The organism is Pseudomonas sp. D3, assembly GCF_029320995.1.
Lineage (GTDB): Bacteria > Pseudomonadota > Gammaproteobacteria > Pseudomonadales > Pseudomonadaceae > Aquipseudomonas > Aquipseudomonas paraveronii.
In genome coordinates, this window is sequence record NZ_CP119772.1 from 5,698,823 (window position 1) to 5,716,687 (window position 17,865).

Annotated in this window: 13 protein-coding genes; 5 read left to right on the forward strand and 8 right to left on the reverse strand. The window is 60.9% G+C overall.

Translation table 11 applies throughout. From position 1 onward, the window contains the following. Window positions 1–7 precede the first annotated feature (7 nt). Window positions 8–505: a GreA/GreB family elongation factor gene (locus P3S72_RS26340; RefSeq protein ID WP_247397071.1), complete on the forward strand. Its 498-nt coding sequence runs from the start codon at window positions 8–10 to the stop codon at window positions 503–505. Here the strand turns inward: P3S72_RS26340 and gdhA are convergent. Beyond that, window positions 502–1,839: an NADP-specific glutamate dehydrogenase gene (gdhA, locus tag P3S72_RS26345; RefSeq protein WP_276194958.1), complete on the reverse strand. Its 1,338-nt coding sequence runs from the start codon at window positions 1,837–1,839 to the stop codon at window positions 502–504. The genes P3S72_RS26340 and gdhA overlap by 4 nt on opposite strands. A 315-nt stretch (window positions 1,840–2,154) precedes the next feature. After that, on the reverse strand, window positions 2,155–3,819 hold the full coding sequence (ettA, locus tag P3S72_RS26350; protein WP_276194959.1) for an energy-dependent translational throttle protein EttA: 1,665 nt from the start codon (window positions 3,817–3,819) through the stop codon (window positions 2,155–2,157). Window positions 3,820–4,104: 285 nt separating this feature from the next. Between ettA and P3S72_RS26355 the strand changes: the two genes are divergently transcribed. After that, window positions 4,105–7,956 carry a bifunctional diguanylate cyclase/phosphodiesterase gene (locus P3S72_RS26355; RefSeq protein ID WP_276194960.1) on the forward strand — a complete coding sequence of 1,284 codons (3,852 nt, stop codon included), beginning with the start codon at window positions 4,105–4,107 and terminating at the stop codon, window positions 7,954–7,956. Window positions 7,957–8,187: 231 nt separating this feature from the next. Further along, window positions 8,188–9,441, forward strand: a complete 1,254-nt coding sequence (gene glyA / locus P3S72_RS26360; RefSeq protein WP_247397081.1) for a serine hydroxymethyltransferase — start codon at window positions 8,188–8,190, stop codon at window positions 9,439–9,441. A gap of 186 nt (window positions 9,442–9,627) precedes the next feature. Here glyA and yjiA read toward each other — a convergent pair whose 3' ends face one another. From yjiA to P3S72_RS26375, 3 genes are all read right to left on the reverse strand, one after another. Beyond that, window positions 9,628–10,587, reverse strand: coding sequence for a GTPase (gene yjiA, locus P3S72_RS26365; protein ID WP_276194961.1), 960 nt, complete (start codon window positions 10,585–10,587; stop codon window positions 9,628–9,630). A 149-nt stretch (window positions 10,588–10,736) separates the two neighbouring features. Further along, window positions 10,737–10,934: a YbdD/YjiX family protein gene (locus P3S72_RS26370; protein ID WP_003176208.1), complete on the reverse strand. Its 198-nt coding sequence runs from the start codon at window positions 10,932–10,934 to the stop codon at window positions 10,737–10,739. A gap of 15 nt (window positions 10,935–10,949) precedes the next feature. Continuing rightward, the gene (locus P3S72_RS26375; protein ID WP_276194962.1) at window positions 10,950–13,016 is read right to left on the reverse strand and encodes a carbon starvation CstA family protein; all 2,067 of its coding nucleotides are present in this window, start codon (window positions 13,014–13,016) and stop codon (window positions 10,950–10,952) included. Window positions 13,017–13,190: 174 nt separating this feature from the next. On the opposite strand from P3S72_RS26375, the gene P3S72_RS26380 reads away from it, so the two are divergent. Further along, window positions 13,191–13,559, forward strand: a complete 369-nt coding sequence (locus P3S72_RS26380; RefSeq protein WP_247396566.1) for a PilZ domain-containing protein — start codon at window positions 13,191–13,193, stop codon at window positions 13,557–13,559. A gap of 28 nt (window positions 13,560–13,587) precedes the next feature. On the opposite strand, the gene radA is transcribed toward P3S72_RS26380, so the two are convergent. From radA to katB, 3 genes are all read right to left on the reverse strand, one after another. Further along, window positions 13,588–14,955: a DNA repair protein RadA gene (radA, locus tag P3S72_RS26385; protein WP_017848272.1), complete on the reverse strand. Its 1,368-nt coding sequence runs from the start codon at window positions 14,953–14,955 to the stop codon at window positions 13,588–13,590. A 35-nt stretch (window positions 14,956–14,990) separates the two neighbouring features. Then, entirely contained in the window at window positions 14,991–15,530 is a 540-nt protein-coding gene (locus P3S72_RS26390) for an ankyrin repeat domain-containing protein (protein ID WP_276194963.1), read from the reverse strand. A gap of 75 nt (window positions 15,531–15,605) precedes the next feature. After that, on the reverse strand, window positions 15,606–17,135 hold the full coding sequence (gene katB / locus P3S72_RS26395; protein WP_276197998.1) for a catalase KatB: 1,530 nt from the start codon (window positions 17,133–17,135) through the stop codon (window positions 15,606–15,608). Between the two features lie 299 nt (window positions 17,136–17,434). Between katB and mscL the strand changes: the two genes are divergently transcribed. Further along, window positions 17,435–17,851 carry a large-conductance mechanosensitive channel protein MscL gene (mscL, locus tag P3S72_RS26400; RefSeq protein WP_247396571.1) on the forward strand — a complete coding sequence of 139 codons (417 nt, stop codon included), beginning with the start codon at window positions 17,435–17,437 and terminating at the stop codon, window positions 17,849–17,851. The last annotated feature ends 14 nt before the right edge of the window (window positions 17,852–17,865 follow it).

Below are 17,865 nucleotides of genomic sequence, written 5' to 3' on the forward strand. Positions count from 1 at the left end.
GACTGTCATGAGCCGAGCTTTTGTAAATGAAGACAGCGCCGCCGCGCAGGCCGACACACCGGTCGAGCGTCAGGTCAGCGAGCAACCCAATCGCCTCACCGCGCGCGGGTTGGCGCAGTTGCAGGCCAAGGTCGCGCAGTTGCAGCATGAATACAGCGTCGAATCCGCCAAGGGCGAACAGGCCGACAAACAGCGCCAGGCCGACCTTGAGCGGGATTTGCGTTACTTCAACCAGCGGGTGCAGAGCGCCCAGGTGGTGGCGCCCGCCGTTTCCACCGACCAGGTGCAGATCGGCAGTTGGGTGACCTTCGCCAATGAGCAGGACGAGCAGCAGCGCATTCAGTTGGTCGGAGAAGACCAGGCCGATGCCGGCGCGGGCCTGATCAACTGGGGTTCACCCCTGGGTCGGGCGCTGCTCGGAGCCCGGGTGGGCGACGAGGTGCTGTGGCAGCGCCCCGTCGGCGACCAGGTGATCGACGTGCTGCGTATCGAGGCCGAGGCCTAGACGATACCTTGGGCCAGCATCGCGTCGGCGACTTTGACGAAGCCCGCGATATTGGCGCCCTTCACGTAGTTGACCCGGCCGTTCTCCTCACCGTAATGCACGCACGCATGATGGATCGACTGCATGATGTTGTGCAGTTTGCTGTCCACCTCCCCGGCGGTCCACTGCAGGCGCATGGCGTTCTGCGACATTTCCAGGCCACTCACCGCCACGCCGCCGGCGTTGGACGCCTTGCCCGGGGCGAACAGAATGCCCGCGTCGATAAAGATATCCACAGCCTCCAGGGTGGTCGGCATGTTGGCGCCTTCGGCCACGCAGATGCAGCCGTTGCGCAACAGGGTGCGGGCAGCGTCGGCGTCGAGTTCGTTCTGGGTGGCGCACGGCAGCGCGATATCGCACGCCAGCTCCCACGGGGTTTTACCGGCGCGGAACTCCAGGCCGTAACGCGCTGCCAGTTCGCTGATGCGACCGCGCTGGACGTTTTTCAACTCCAGCAGCGCCGACCATTGCGCCTCGGTCAAACCGCTTTCGGCATACAGGGTGCCTTCGGAGTCGGACAGCGAAATCACCTTGCCGCCCAAATCCATGACCTTGCGCGCAGCGTATTGCGCCACGTTGCCGGAGCCGGAGACCGCCACGCGCTTGCCTTCAACCCGCAGGCCATCGCGCTTGAGCATTTCTTCAGCGAAGTACACACAGCCAAAACCGGTGGCTTCGGGGCGGATCAAGCTGCCGCCGTAGGTCATGCCCTTACCGGTCAGCACCGAGGTGAACTGGTTGCTCAGGCGTTTGTACTGGCCGAACAGGAAGCCGATCTCGCGGGCGCCCACCCCGATATCGCCGGCGGGTACGTCCACGTCCGCGCCGATATGGCGGTACAACTCACTCATGAATGCCTGGCAGAAGCGCATCACTTCGGCGTCGCTCTTGCCCTTGGGGTCAAAGTCCGAGCCGCCTTTGCCGCCGCCCATGGGCAGCGAGGTCAGGGAGTTTTTGAAGGTCTGTTCAAAGGCGAGGAATTTCAGCACACCCAGGTTGACCGACGGGTGAAAGCGCAGACCGCCCTTGTAGGGGCCGATGGCGCTGTTCATCTGGATACGGAAACCGCGATTGACCTGCACCTTGCCGTGATCATCGACCCACGACACCCGGAAAGTAATCGCACGTTCCGGCTCGCAGATGCGCTCCAGAATGCCCGAGGTCAGGTAGTGGGGGTTGGCTTCAAGAAACGACCACAGGCTGCGTAGGACTTCTTCTACGGCCTGGTGGAATTCCGGCTGGTCGGGGTCGCGTTTCTTGAGACGGGCGAGGAAGGATTCAACGGATTCGATCATGAAAAGTCTCGGCAAATTTATTGTCGTTAAGGGCGATTGAGCCGGACTTTATCAATTCATTTCGCACCGCGACAGGGCAAAATGTCGCTTTTGTGAATTTAAATGGTGCATTGGATATAAATAAACCTGAAAAACAGGCATTTATCGCACTTAAAAAGGAATTTCAAAACAGCGTCATGCACCAACTGAAAAACTGCTATCGGGGGCAAGTCGAATCGTCGCGCCGCCCCTCTCACATTTGATCGATGTTCGTCAGAAATTAATGGGCAAAAAAAACGGAGCCCGAAGGCTCCGCTTTTTCCAAACCGACCCAAATCAGGCCAATTTTTTGTGACGTACACGGTGCGGCTGGGCAGCGGCTTCGCCCAAGCGTTTCTTGCGATCCGCTTCGTACTCGGTGTAGTTACCTTCGAAGAACACCGCCTGGGAGTCGTCTTCATACGCCAGGATGTGGGTCGCGACGCGGTCAAGGAACCACCGATCGTGAGAGATCACAATGGCGGCGCCCGGGAAGTCCAGCAAGGCCTCTTCCAGGGAACGTAGGGTTTCAACGTCGAGGTCGTTGGACGGTTCGTCGAGCAGCAGCACGTTGCCGCCCTCTTTCAGGGTCAGGGCCAGGTGCAAGCGACCGCGTTCACCACCGGACAGGTCCTTGACGAACTTCTGCTGGTCGCCACCCTTGAAGTTGAAACGGCCGACGTAGGTGCGCGACGGGATTTCATAGTTGCCGATGCGGATCTGGTCGGAACCGTCGGAAATCTGCTGGAACACAGTCTTGCTGCCGTCGAGGTCTTCGCGGCTCTGGTCGACGCAGGCCAGTTGCACGGTTTCACCGACTTCGATGGTGCCGGAGTCCGGGGTTTCCTTGCCCATCAGCATGCGGAACAGTGTGGATTTACCCGCACCGTTACCGCCGATAACGCCGACGATTGCACCTTTTGGCATCGAGAACGACAGGTTATCGATCAGTACGCGATCGCCGTAGCCTTTGGAAACGTTCTTGAATTCGATGACCTTGTCACCCAGGCGCGGACCGGCCGGGATGTAGATCTCGTTGGTTTCGCTGCGTTTCTGGAATTCCTGCGACTGCATTTCTTCAAAGCGTTGCAGGCGGGCCTTGGATTTGGACTGGCGGGCCTTGGCGCCTTTGCGCACCCACTCCAGTTCTTCCTTCATGGCTTTTTCATGGGCCGACTGCTGCTTGGATTCGGCGGCCAGACGGTCGGACTTGGCTTCGAGCCAACCGGAGTAGTTACCCTCGTAGGGGATACCGGCACCACGGTCGAGTTCGAGAATCCAGCCGGCAACGTTGTCCAGGAAGTACCGGTCGTGCGTGATCGCAACCACGGTGCCCGGGAAATCGTGAAGGAAATGTTCCAGCCAGGCGACAGAATCGGCGTCCAAGTGGTTGGTCGGTTCGTCGAGCAGCAGCATGTCGGGGGCCGACAGCAGCAGGCGGCACAGGGCCACACGGCGCTTCTCACCACCGGACAGGAATTCGATCTTGGCGTCCCACGCAGGCAGGCGCAGCGCATCGGCGGCGACTTCCAGCTGGCGCTCCAGGTTGTGACCGTCGCCGGCCTGCAGGATCGCTTCGAGCTTGGCCTGTTCGGCAGCCAGTTTGTCGAAGTCGGCGTCCGGTTCGGCGTAGGCGGCGTAGACCTCGTCCAGGCGGGCCTGAGCGTTCTTGATCACGCTGACGGCTTCCTCGACCACTTCACGCACGGTCTTGGTCGGGTCCAGGATCGGCTCCTGTGGCAGGTAGCCAATGTTCAGTTCGGGCATCGGGCGAGCTTCGCCCTCGAACTCGGTGTCGACGCCGGCCATGATTTTCAGCAGGGTGGATTTACCCGAACCGTTGAGGCCGAGCACGCCGATCTTGGCGCCAGGGAAGAAGGACAGCGAAATATTTTTCAGGATTTCCCGCTTCGGCGGAACAACTTTTCCCAGCCGATGCATGGTGAAGACGTATTGAGCCATGGTGAACCTAGCGTCAGTGACTGATGAATTGAGCGGGCGAAGCCCGTGCCAGGCCATGCGCCGCGCGGGCCGTTGACCGTGGTCAATGCCTGCGAGCGGAAAAAGCCTGATTGTCTGGGGCTGGAACGCCCCCGCGTAACCGGCAAAGCTACCTGAATGCGCCAAGGCAGTCCAGCCAGGCGGGACTGGCACTTTGCCACAAGTCAAGGCATGCTAGCCGCCCTTCGGGCGCCCGGCTTATAGTGCATGTCGCGCGCCAGTCCAGCCAAACCGCAGGATCACAGCTTGTCCAAAGTCACGCCGCCCACTCCCCTGCGCGCCGCTCATATAGCGCCGGGAGCGCCCCTGCACGGCACCCTCAAAGGCGCATTGGCGACGCTCGTCCTCATGTTGCTCGCGCTATTGTTCTGGCAATTGCTCGACCAACTGCAGCAGAACCAGAAAAACCAGCAGCAATACACCATCGACTACAGTGCCGACCTGGCGGAGCAAATCAGCCTGAACATGGGCCTGAGCGCACAGATCGCCCTGAATCTGCTGCCGATGGTCGAGCCGCCGCGCAATGACGAACAGCAACAGGCCTTGATGCGCACCTTGCAGCGCTCCCTACCGGAACTGCGCAGCTTCGCACTGCTCGCCCCCAGCGGCGCAATGATCCGTGACACGGCCAACGACAGCCAGGACCGCGACTTGCTCGAGGAACTGGTCAAGCGCAGCCATTCCCAGCCCTACTACCTGAGCAACGACAACGACGGCACCGTCATCTATCTGTTGCTGCATCAGCCCAGTGGCGATTCGAAAATGTACTGGGCACTGCGCCTGGCGCCGAACTACCTGGCCAGCCTGACCCGCCAGGACAGCCAAGGCCAGCGGCCGATGTGGGCCATCGAGAATAGCCTGAACCACCGCGTAGTCAGCCGTGACAGCGGCATGTCGACACACTGGGCCGCCGCCCTGACCCCGGACGAACTGAATAAAAGCGTACTGGTCACGCCCCTGAGCAAAAGCGACTGGCAACTGCGCGGCCTCTTCGACCGTAACGCCGTCCTGGAACAACTGCTGCCGGCGTTTATCGGCAAGTGCCTGCTGGGCCTTGCCTTCTCGTTGGTCCCGGCGATCGTGCTGTTGAATATGCGCCGCCGTCAGCGCCAGGTGAACGAAGGCCGGCGGCGCTATCAGGATATTTTCGAAGGCACCGGCGTGGCCCTGTGCGTGCTTGACCTGTCGGAGCTCAATGCGTTCTTCGACAAGGCCAAGATCCACACAAGCGAGCAATTGCACGAGTGGCTGCAGGGCAACCCCGAAGCGCGGCGCCAGTTGCTCAGGGAACTGCGCGTCACCGAGGTCAACCAGGTGGCGGTGCGCCTGTTAAACGTCAGCTCGTGCGAGCAAGCCTGGGAACGCCTGATCGACGATTGCCCGCGCAACGCCACGGCCATCGGCTATCAGGTGCTCGAGGCGGTGCTGACCCAACAGAGCCAGTTGGAGCTGGAAATCCAGCTCAACGACGTCGCCGGCAACCTCCAATACTTGTGGCTGGTGATGCGCCTGCCGGAACAGCGCGACGACTTCAAGGCGGTGATCCTCAGCATCAGCGACATCACCAGCCGCAAGCTGGTCGAACTGTCGCTGGTGGAGCGCGAGAGTTTCTGGTCGGACGTGGTGCGCACCGTGCCTGATCACCTGTATGTGCAGGATGTGATCAGCCAACGGATGATTTTCAGCAACCACCACCTGGGCCACACCCTCGGCTACAACAAGGCCGAATTGGAGCAAATGGGCGAGTACTTCTGGGAAATCCTGCTGCACCCCGAAGACGCCGAGCATTACCATGACTTGCGCCAGCAGCAGCGCCAGGCCGGCTATTCGAGCCAACTGCACTGCCAGTTACGCTTTCGCCACCGCAATAACCAATGGCGCCGCTTCGATATCCGCGAGCAAGCCCTGGCCGGGGACAAGACCGCGCAGGTCACGCGCATCATCGGCGTGGCCAAGGACATTACCGATCAGATTGAAGCCAGCGAATCCCTGCGGGACAGCGAACAGCGCTACCGCATGCTGGCCGAAAGCATCAGCGACGTGATCTGCTCCACCGACAGCCGGCTCGCCCTCAACTACATCAGCCCCTCGGTCAGCGCCGTGCTGGGGTATGACGTGGACTGGGTGTTCAAGAATGGATGGCAGTCGATCATCGCCAATCCGCAGCAATTGGCCGGCATCTACAGCCTGGTCGAGCAAGTCAGCCGGGCCTTGGGCGACGTGCAGGCGCTGGCCAAGTTGCGTGATGACATCCATACCCAACTGTTCCTGTTCGACTGCCTGCGCGCCGACGGGCGCAAAGTACCGATCGAGTTGCGCCTCGTGTTGGTGTGGGACGAGCACGGCGCCTTCGAGGGCATCCTCGGCGTGGGTCGCGATATCAGCCAGCAGCGCCGCGCCGAGAAAGACCTGCGCATGGCCGCCACGGTATTCGAGCACTCCACGTCGGCGATCCTGATCACCGACCCGGCGGGCTATATCGTGCAGGCCAACGAGGCGTTCAGCCGCGTCAGTGGCTACGCCGTAGCGGACGTGCTCGACCAGTTGCCGAACATACTCACCGTCGACGAGCAACAGGAAGCCCACCTGCGCTACGTGCTCAAGCAGTTGCACCAGCACAGCACCTGGGAAGGCGAAGTGTGGCTCAAGCGCCGTAATGGCGAGCATTACCCGGCCTGGGTCGGCATTACCGCCGTGTTCGACGATGAAGGCGACCTGGCCAGCTATGTCTGCTTTTTCAGCGATATCAGCGAGCGCAAGGCCAGCGAACAGCGCATCCACCGCCTGGCCTATTACGACGCCCTGACCCACCTGCCCAACCGCACGCTGTTCCAGGACCGTCTGCACACCGCGCTGCAGTCAGCCGAACGGCAGAAGTCGTGGGTGGTGCTGATGTTCCTCGACCTCGACCGTTTCAAACCGATCAACGACTCCCTGGGCCACGCCGCCGGCGACCGCATGCTCAAGGAAATGGCCACCCGCCTGCTCGGCTGCGTGGCCGAAGACGACACCGTGGCGCGCATGGGCGGTGACGAGTTCACCCTGCTCCTGCAGCCGCGGGCCAGCCGCGAACTGGCGCTGAACCGCGCGATTAACGTGGCCGAGCAAATCCTCGCCAGCCTGGTCAAACCCTTCGTGCTGGAAGGCCGCGAGTTCTTCGTCACCGCGAGTATCGGCATCGCCCTCAGCCCGCAGGACGGCAACGAGCTGAGCCAGTTGATGAAAAACGCCGACACCGCGATGTATCACGCCAAGGAACGCGGCAAGAACAACTTCCAGTTCTACCAGGCCGACATGAACGCCAGCGCCCTGGAGCGGCTGGAGTTGGAAAGCGATCTGCGCCATGCCCTGGACCAGAACGAATTCGTACTCTATTACCAGCCGCAATTCAGCGGCGACGGCAAACGCCTGACCGGCGCAGAAGCTCTGCTGCGCTGGCGCCACCCGCGTCGTGGCCTGGTGCCGCCGGGGGACTTTATTCCGGTGCTCGAAGAGCTGGGCCTGGTGGTGGACGTGGGCGACTGGGTGATCAGCGAAGCCTGCCGTCAGCTCAAGATCTGGCACGAGAACAAAGTGCGGGTGCCGAAAGTCTCGGTGAACATCTCGGCGCGGCAGTTCTCCGACGGTCAGTTGGGTGAGCGTATCGCCACCATCCTCAAGGACACCGGCCTGCCGCCGGCGTGCCTGGAGCTGGAGCTGACTGAAAGTATCCTGATGCGCGAAGTCAACGAAGCCCTGCAGATCCTCGCCAGCCTGAAAAACCTCGGCCTGAGCATCGCGGTGGACGACTTCGGCACCGGCTATTCGTCGCTCAACTACCTCAAGCAATTCCCCATCGACGTGCTCAAGATCGACCGCTCCTTCGTCGACGGCCTGCCGTCCGGCGAGCAGGATGCGCAAATCGCCCGAGCGATCATTGCCATGGCCCACAGCCTCAACCTGGCGGTGATCGCCGAGGGCGTGGAGACCCATGAACAGCTGGACTTCCTGCGCGAGCATGGCTGCGATGAGGTGCAAGGTTACTTGTTCGGGCGGCCGATGCCGCCGAATCGGTTCGCGGCGCAGTTCAGTAACGACGCACTGTTCATGTTCGACTGAAGATCTGCGGTGAAGCCGCCGGCCTCATCGGGGGCAAGCCCCCTCCCACATTTTGATGTGTGAACACGTTCAAGTGTTGGAGGGGGCTTGCCCCCGATGGCGCCGGTACAGTCACCGCCCGTTCACAGATGAAAGCCACTTGTCCGCGACATGACGTCCTTTCATATGCCATCTAAAACCCGTTGGGTTAGAATGCCTTCCTTTTCTGCCCCCCGATCCTTGAGGACCGCCATGTTCAGCCGTGATTTGACTATTGCCAAGTACGACGCCGATCTCTTCGCCGCCATGGAGCAAGAAGCCGTGCGCCAGGAAGAGCACATCGAGCTGATCGCTTCGGAAAACTACACCAGCCCTGCGGTCATGGAGGCTCAAGGTTCGGTTCTGACCAACAAGTACGCCGAAGGCTACCCAGGCAAGCGCTACTATGGCGGCTGCGAATACGTCGACGTGGTTGAGCAACTGGCCATCGACCGCGCCAAGCAACTGTTCGGCGCCGATTACGCCAACGTCCAGCCACACGCTGGCTCCCAAGCCAACAGCGCCGTTTACCTGGCCCTGCTGCAAGGCGGCGACACCATCCTGGGCATGAGCCTGGCCCACGGCGGTCACCTGACCCACGGCGCCAGCGTTTCTTCCTCCGGCAAGCTGTACAACGCCGTTCAATACGGTATCGATGCCAACGGCCTGATCGACTACGACGAAGTCGAGCGCCTGGCGGTCGAGCACAAGCCGAAAATGATCGTGGCCGGTTTCTCTGCCTACTCGCAGATCCTCGACTTCCCACGTTTCCGCGCAATCGCCGACAAAGTGGGCGCGTACCTGTTCGTCGACATGGCCCACGTGGCCGGTCTGGTCGCTGCTGGCGTCTACCCGAACCCGGTTCCGTTCGCTGACGTCGTCACCACCACCACGCACAAAACCCTGCGCGGTCCACGTGGCGGCCTGATCCTGGCTCGTGCCAACGCCGAGATCGAGAAGAAGCTCAACTCCGCGGTATTCCCAGGCTCCCAAGGCGGCCCGCTGGAACACGTGATCGCCGCCAAAGCGGTCTGCTTCAAAGAAGCCCTGCAGCCTGAGTTCAAGACTTACCAGCAACAAGTGGTGAAAAACGCCAAGGCCATGGCTGACGTGTTTATCGCACGCGGTTTTGACGTGGTGTCCGGCGGGACTGAAAACCACCTGTTCCTGCTGTCGCTGATCAAGCAGGACATCTCCGGTAAAGATGCTGACGCTGCCCTGGGCAAAGCCTTCATCACCGTGAACAAAAACTCCGTACCGAACGATCCACGTTCGCCGTTCGTCACCTCGGGCCTGCGTTTCGGTACCCCGGCCGTGACCACTCGCGGCTTCAAGGAAGCAGAGTGCAAGGAACTGGCCGGCTGGATCTGCGACATCCTGGCTGACCTGAACAACGACGCCGTGATCGATGCGGTACGTGAGAAGGTCAAGGCCATCTGCAAAAAGCTGCCGGTGTACGGCGCTTGATTGCAGTTGCTTGACTAAGAAGCCCGGCTCTTGAGCCGGGTTTTTTTATGCCAATCAGGATTTGGAATGCAACCCAATGTGGGAGGGGGCTTGCCCCCGATAGCAGTGTGTCAGCCACTTATATGTTTGCTGACCCACCGCCATCGGGGGCAAGCCCCCTCCCACATTTTTGATCGTATTTCCAAGTTAGGCTTGATAGACCTTCGCAAAGCCCTCGCGAATCTTGTCTTCCGGCAACTCATCGGCAATAAACACAATCACACTCTCCCGCACTTCGCCCTCGGCCCATTCGGTGTCCCAATCGAAGCCGTACAGTTTCAGCACGCCCTGGAACACCATGCGCCGATCGTCTCCGGCGATGTTCAGCACGCCCTTGTAGCGCAGCAGTTGCTTGCCGTGGTCTTCCAGCAGTTCGTTCATGAACTCGCTGAGGCGGTCGATATCCAGCGGCTGCTCGGTGCGCAGCACCAGGCTGGAGATACGGTCGATGGACGGCGCGGCGCTGACCGGGCGCAGGTTCATGCCGGCGTTGAGGTTGAAGCCGCGCACGTCGAGCAGCTCGGCCAGGTCGATGGCGCCGTGGTCGACCACGCGAATCGGCGCGCGGCGGTTGATGCGGGTCAGGCGCTGGCTGAGGGCGTCGAAAGTTACGTCGTCCACCAGGTCGCGCTTGCTCACCAGCAGGCGGTCGGCAAACCCGATCTGCGCCTGGGCGATGGTTTGGCTCAGGTGCTGCTCGGCGTGGGCCGCGTCCACCAGGGTGATGATGCCGTCGAGGATGTAGCGCTCGCGCAGCTCTTCATCGATGAAAAAGGTCTGGGCCACGGGGGCCGGGTCGGCCAGGCCGGTGCATTCGATCACCAGGCGGTCGAAGGCGATCTCGCCGCTGTCCAGACGCTCCAGCAGCAGGTACAGGGCTTTGGTCAGGTCGGTGTGGATGGTGCAGCACACGCAGCCGTTGGACAGGGTCATGACTTGCACGGGCTCGGCGCCCAATAGCTGGGTGTCGATACCGGCGTCGCTGAATTCGTTTTCGATCACGGCGATTTTCAAGCCGTGCTCGGCTTTGAGCAGGTGGCGCAGCAACGTGGTCTTGCCGGCGCCGAGGAAGCCACTAAGGACGGTGACGGGGATGGGAGAGGACAAAGAAATTCTCCTTGAAGAAACAAAGAAACAAATGTGGGAGGTGGCTTGCCCCCGATAGGAGTGTGTCAGGCACTGGTATGTCACTGACACATCGCTATCGGGAGCAAGCCCCCTCCCACAGTAAATCACCGCCGGCCCGAATTACCGGGTCAGCAGCATTTGGGCCCACCCTTGCCGCCGTAACGGGCTTCCTGGCGTTCCCGGAAGAACGCCTTGTAGTCCATCATCGGCTTGTCCGGGTGTTTGGTTTGCATATGCTCGACGTAAGTGTCGTAGTCAGGCATGCCGACCATCAGGCGCGCGGCCTGACCGAGGTATTTACCGAGGCGACTGATGTCATTGAACATGGCTGCAATCCTCGATCATGCGTCCGGTACGGCCTGGAACGGGGCTTCTTTATCCGTGCGTTCTTTGTTACCCCAGGCGGCAATGCCGACCTTGAGCGCATAGAACAGGATGCTGAAGACCACGAACAGGAACAGCGCCGTCAGCGTTGCGTTGGTGTAGGCATTCCAGATCACATGCTGCATCTGGTCGATACTCTTGGCCGGGGCCAGGATCTGACCGTTGGCCAGCGCATCGCTGTACTTCTTCGCCAGCGACAGGAAGCCGATCGCCGGGTTAGCGTCGAACAGCTTGATGAAGCCCGCGGTGGTGGTGCAGATCAGCAGCCAGACAGCCGGCAGCATGGTCACCCAAATGTAGCGTTGGCGCTTCATTTTGATCAGCACGACAGTCGCCAGCATCAGCGCGATACCTGCCAGCATCTGGTTGGAGATACCGAACAGCGGCCACAAGGTGTTGATGCCGCCCAGTGGGTCGATCACACCTTGATACAGCAGGTAACCCCACATGGCCACGCAACCGGCGGTCGCGATCAGGTTGGCGGTCCAGGACTCGGTACGTTTGAGCGCCGGCACGAAGGAACCCAGCAGGTCTTGCAGCATGAAGCGCCCGGCACGGGTACCGGCGTCGACCGCCGTCAGGATGAACAGCGCTTCGAACAGGATCGCAAAGTGGTACCAGAACGCCATGGTGTTTTCACCTGGCAGGACACTGTGCAGGATCTGCGCGATACCCACAGCGAGCGTCGGCGCACCGCCGGCACGCGCCAGGACGGTGGTTTCGCCGATGTCACGGGCAACGGCCGACAGCGCCTCAGGCGTAATCGCAAAGCCCCAACTGCTGACGGTTTGAGCGACGGTGACCACGTCGGAGCCGACAATCGCCGCAGGGCTGTTCATGGCGAAGTACACGCCAGGCTCGATCACCGAAGCGGCAACCATCGCCATGATGGCCACGAACGACTCCATCAACATGCCGCCATACCCGATGTAACGGGCGTGGCCTTCACTGGCCAGCAACTTCGGCGTGGTGCCCGAAGCGATCAGCGCGTGGAAGCCCGAGACCGCACCGCAGGCAATGGTGATGAACAGGAACGGGAACAGTCCGCCCTTCCACACCGGGCCGGTGCCATCGATGAATTGGGTCAGCGCCGGCATTTTCAGGTCGGGCATGGTCACCAGGATACCGATGGCCAAGGCGACGATGGTGCCGATTTTGAGGAAGGTGGAGAGATAGTCACGCGGTGCCAGGATCAGCCACACCGGCAGTACCGCTGCGACGAAACCGTAGCCGATCAGCATCCAGGTGATCTGGATGCCGGTGAAACTGAACACCTTGGCCCAGGCCGGATCGGCGGCAATCTGCCCGCCCAGCCAGATCGAACCGAGCAGCAACAGCACGCCGACGATCGAAATCTCACCGATGCGGCCCGGGCGGATGTAGCGCATGTAGACGCCCATGAACATCGCGATCGGGATGGTCGCCATCACCGTGAAGATGCCCCACGGGCTCTCGGCCAGGGCCTTGACCACGATCAGCGCCAGCACCGCGAGGATGATGATCATGATCAGGAAGCAGCCGAACAGCGCGATGGTCCCCGGAATGCGGCCCATCTCTTCGCGAACCATATCCCCCAGGGAACGGCCGTTACGACGGGTGGACAGGAACAGGACCATGAAGTCCTGCACCGCACCGGCCAGCACCACCCCGGCGATCAGCCACAGAGTGCCGGGCAGATAACCCATTTGCGCCGCCAACACCGGGCCGACCAAGGGGCCTGCACCGGCAATCGCCGCAAAGTGGTGACCAAAAAGAATGTGTTTGTTGGTCGGCACGAAGTCCAAACCGTCGTTATTGACCACTGCCGGGGTGGCCCGTAGTGGATCGAGCTGCATCACGTTGTTGGCGATGAACAGACTGTAGTAACGATAGGCAACCAGATAGATCGCCACTGCGGCGACCACGATCCACAAGGCGTTAATCGCCTCGCCGCGGCGCAAAGCCACTACGCCTAGGGCGCACGCACCTACTATTGCCAGTACCAGCCAGGGTAAGTGGCGTAGCAGGCTATTATTATTCTTCATTTTTATATTCCAGCCAGGGTGGACAGAAAGGACGACCAGCTCGAGTTTAGCGCTACTGGCCTTAAAGGCCAGCCCCCTACGTTGGTCTAGAGCCTTCCCATGGCAAAAAAAGCAGAAATAAAGCCTCAATAATGGCGCAAGGCTACAATCCCTTCATCCACAGAGGGTTTCACCATGACCGAACATGCGTCTGATCGCCGTCGTTTTCGCCGGATCGCCTTTGATGCCAAGACCAAACTCCGGCAAAACGGTCAGGAATGGCCAGTGCAGTTGGTGGATTTATCGCTCAAGGGCTTGCTGGTGCTGAGACCGACACCCTGGCTTGGCATCGGCACTGAGTCGTTCCATGTGGATATCCACCTGGACGCCACTACCGATGTGCAGATGCAGGTCAGGCTGACCCACGACCAACCTGGCCAACTGGGGTTTGAGTGCGAGCACATCAGCCTGGAGTCGATCAGCCATTTGCGCCGCTTGGTCGAGTTGAACCTGGGCGATCAGGAAGAACTGGAGCGGCAGTTGGGCGCCTTGCTGGAGCTCTGACCACCTGTGGGAGGGGCGGTGCCGTGGGCTACTCGAAAAGTGCATCCAACGCCTGCTCCAGCCGCGTCACCGCAATCACCTGCAACCCCGGCGGCGCTTCCTTCGGTGCGTTGCCCTTGGGCACGATCGCGCGTTTGAAGCCGTGCTTGGCCGCTTCCTTTAAACGCTCCTGACCACTGGGCACCGGGCGCACTTCGCCCGACAGGCCGACTTCGCCGAACACCAACAGGTCGTGGGGCAGCGGGCGGTTGCGCAGACTGGACATCACCGCCGCCATCAACGCCAGGTCGGACGCGGTCTCCAGCACCTTGACCCCGCCCACCACGTTAAGGAACACGTCCTGATCATGGGTCGGGATACCGCCGTGGCGGTGGAGTACCGCAAGCAGCATCGCCAGACGGTTCTGGTCCAGGCCCAGGGTCACCCGGCGCGGGTTGGCCAAGTGGCTGTCGTCCACCAGCGCCTGCACTTCCACCAGCATCGGCCGGGTGCCTTCCCACGTTGCCATCACCACACTGCCTGGGACTTCCTCCTGGGCACGGGTCAGAAAAATCGCCGAGGGGTTGGAAACTTCTTTCAGCCCGCGGTCGGTCATAGCGAATACGCCCAGCTCGTTCACCGCACCGAAGCGGTTCTTCACGGCCCGCAGCAAGCGTAAACGGCCATCGGATTCGCCTTCGAAATACAGCACGGTGTCGACCATGTGCTCCAACACCCGTGGCCCGGCCAGCGCGCCTTCCTTGGTCACGTGACCGACCAGGAAGATCGCCGTGCCGCTTTGCTTGGCATAACGCACCAACAGCGCCGCGCTTTCACGCACCTGGGACACGCCACCCGGGGCCGATTGCAGTTGCTCGGTGAAGATCGTCTGGATCGAGTCGATCACCATGACCTTGGGCTTTTCGATCCGCGCGGTGGCGATGATGCTTTCGATGCAGGTTTCGGTCATCACCCGCAACTGGTCCTGGGGCAGGCCCAGGCGGCGTGCGCGCATGGCCACTTGTTGCTGGGATTCTTCGCCGGTGACGTACAGCGCCGGCATGCGGCTGGCGATGCTGCACAGGGTTTGCAACAGGATGGTCGATTTGCCGATACCGGGGTCGCCGCCGATCAGGACCACCGAGCCGTCCACCAGGCCGCCGCCCAGCACCCGGTCAAGTTCACCGGAGGCAGTGGAGAAACGCGGGACCTCCTCGACGCTGACTTCGGCCAGGGTCTTGATCTGCGCCTGTTGCCCGGTCCAGCCGGCGCGGCCGCTGGGGGCCGCAGCGCCGCCGCTTTCGATCATGGTTTCCGTGAGGGTGTTCCACGCCCCGCACTCGGTACACTGGCCGGCCCACTTGGGAAAGGTCGCGCCGCACTCGGTGCAGCCGTACATGCGCTTGGCCTTTGCCATTTGAGAACCTCCAACCGAAAAACCGCGATGATAGCTCAGCGCGGCGCCGGGGTCCGGATTTCACCGCTGGCCAATCGTGAAGCACTGTTGCCGATCGGGTCTTCGGCATTCAGGTCGGCGCCTTTGGCTTTCAACTCGTCAAGCAGTTCGAGGCGCTTGAACAGCCCGGCGTACATGGCGGCGGTTTGCCCGGCGCCGTTGCGTTGATCGGCGTTGCAGGCGGTGGCCAGCAAGCGCCGGGCGATGTTCAGTTCACCCTTGAAGATCGCGCCCATCAGTGCGGTGTTGCCGCGCTGGTCCTGCACGCAGGCGTCGGCGCCGGCACTGAGCAAGCGCTCCACGAAGGGCCCCTGGCCGTGATACGCGGCGAGGATCAGCGCGGTGTAGCCCTTGTCGTCCTGGGTATTGAGGCTGTAGCCGGCGTCGATAAAGGTGTTGAGCATGTCGAGATCGCCACGGCGAGCGGCGTCGAAATAGTAGTCCTGCAATTGCGCCTTGAGCGCAACCGGGTCCGGGGACTCGGCGTGGGCGACGAAGGCCAGCATGGCCATCAGCAGCCCGATGGAAATACGCATGGTCATTCTCCTGCCAGGGGCAAAGCCCCCATTGAAAGCGTCGACGCCCATGTAGGGCGTCGACCGGAACCAACGTCAGTCAGTCAGTTTTTCCGCCAGCGCTTTCACGCGGGCCAGGTCACCCTTGGCGACCTTGGTCACGCCGGTGCCGTATTCCGGGTCGGCTTTATAGAGGAACGACAGGATGATGTGCTTGCTCTCGTCGTCGGTGGTGGCCAAGGAGCCGCCGAAGTTCTCGATCAAGTCCTGACGTTCCTTCTTGCTGTAGGAGCGATACAGATCACCGGCCTGCTTGAAGTTCTGCTCACGCAGGATCTTCGCCTGCTGGGTACTGCCCACCAGCGGCGACTGGCTGTAACGCGCGGTTTGCGGCTCTTCGCGTGGCAGCAGGCGGCTTGGCTGGTAGTTAACACCGGTGGTGGTTTTGCCGAGATTCATCGCACCGTCCTGGTTACCGTTGTTGACGGTGACCCGAGGGGCGTTGATCGGCAGTTGCAGGGCGTTGGCGCCCAGGCGGTACATCTGCGTGTCGGCATAGGAGAACACCCGGCCTTGCAGCAGGCGATCTTCCGACGGTTCGATGCCCGGCACCAGGTTGGCCGGGGCCATGGCTACTTGCTCGGTTTCCTGGAAGACATTGGCCGGGTTGCGGTTCAACACCATCTGCCCGACTTTGCGCTCGGGAACATTGGGCCAGATCTTGGTGGCGTCCAACGGGTCAAAGTCGAACTTGGCCAGTTCCTCAGGCTTGAGCACCTGCACGTACAAGTCCCACTTGGGGAAGTCGCCCTTGTTGATATGCGTGACCAGGTCATTCGTCATATGGCTGTAGTCACGGCCCTGCACCTCAGTGACTTGCTTGGGATCAAGATTCTTGATGCCTTGCAGGCTCTTCCAGTGGAACTTGACGTAATGCACTTCGCCTTTGGCGTTGATCAACTTGTAGGCATGTACGCCATTGCCGTCCATTTCGCGGTAACTGGCCGGCGTGCCGGCGTCGGAGTACAACTCGGTCAGTGTGCGGGTGGCTTCGGGAACATGAGAGAAGAAGTCGAAACGACGCGAGTCATCATCCAGGTTAGTGCGTGGGTCCGGCTTGAAGGCGTGGACCATGTCCGGGAACTTGATGGCATCGCGGATAAAGAACGTCGGGAAGTTGTTGCCGACCAAGTCCCAGTTGCCGTCGGCGGTGTAGAACTTGGTGGCGAAACCGCGAGGGTCGCGCAGGGTTTCCGGGGAATGGTTGCCGTGTACCACCGCCGAGAACCGCACGAATACCGGGGTTGCTTCGCCGGCGGCGAAGACTTTGGCCTTGGTCAGATCGCTGAGGTTATCGGTGACGGTAAACGTGCCGTGGGCGCCGGTACCACGGGCATGTACCACGCGCTCGGGGATGCGTTCACGGTCAAAGCGTTGCAGTTTCTGAATCAGTTGCACGTCTTGCAGCAGCACCGGGCCGTTGGCGCCAGCAGTTTGCGAGTTCTGGTTGTCGCCGACGATGGCGCCGTTATCGCGGGTCAGGTTGGCGGCGTGCACAGACAGGGAAAGCAGGCTGACGGTCGCCAGCACCAGCGCATGGCGCGCCAGAACGGGCGCGCGGTTCATGGGGTTGTTCATCGAGGTTTCCTCTGGTTTTTTTAATGCACATTCAGTTGTGCTTGCCAGAGGCTAGTGACCCGCGAGTCAGAAGATAAATAGAAAAACACCACCAGGGCGATTGAGAAAATAATCTGGTAACCCACTGAAATTATGGGTAATTCGCGCGCGAGTGATGGCACTTTGAAAACTATTTACGATTTAATGTGTCGATAAAAACCAACAGTGTTAACAGTTGTGTCAGGCAAGCCCGTTACGACTGACTTACACTGAGCTCCACCCTTCTCATCTGTAACAAGGAATAACCTATGGGCGTGATCAGTGAGTTCAAGGCCTTCGCGGTCAAAGGTAATGTGGTCGACATGGCCGTCGGTATTATCATCGGCGCCGCCTTCGGCAAAATTGTTTCATCGTTTGTAGGCGACGTGGTGATGCCACCGATCGGTCTGTTGATCGGCGGTGTCGACTTCGCTGATTTGGCCGTGACGCTCAAGGCTGCCCAGGGCAATGTCCCGGCGGTCGTGCTGGCCTACGGCAAGTTCATCCAGAGCGTGATCGACTTCCTGATCGTCGCGTTTGCGATCTTCATGGGTGTGAAGGCCATCAACCGCCTGAAGCGCGAAGAAGCGGTGGCCCCAAGCCTGCCGCCGACGCCGAGCAAGGAAGAAGTGTTGCTGGGTGAAATCCGTGACCTGCTCAAGGCACAGAACGAAAAGCCGCTGTAAGCCGTATCGATTTG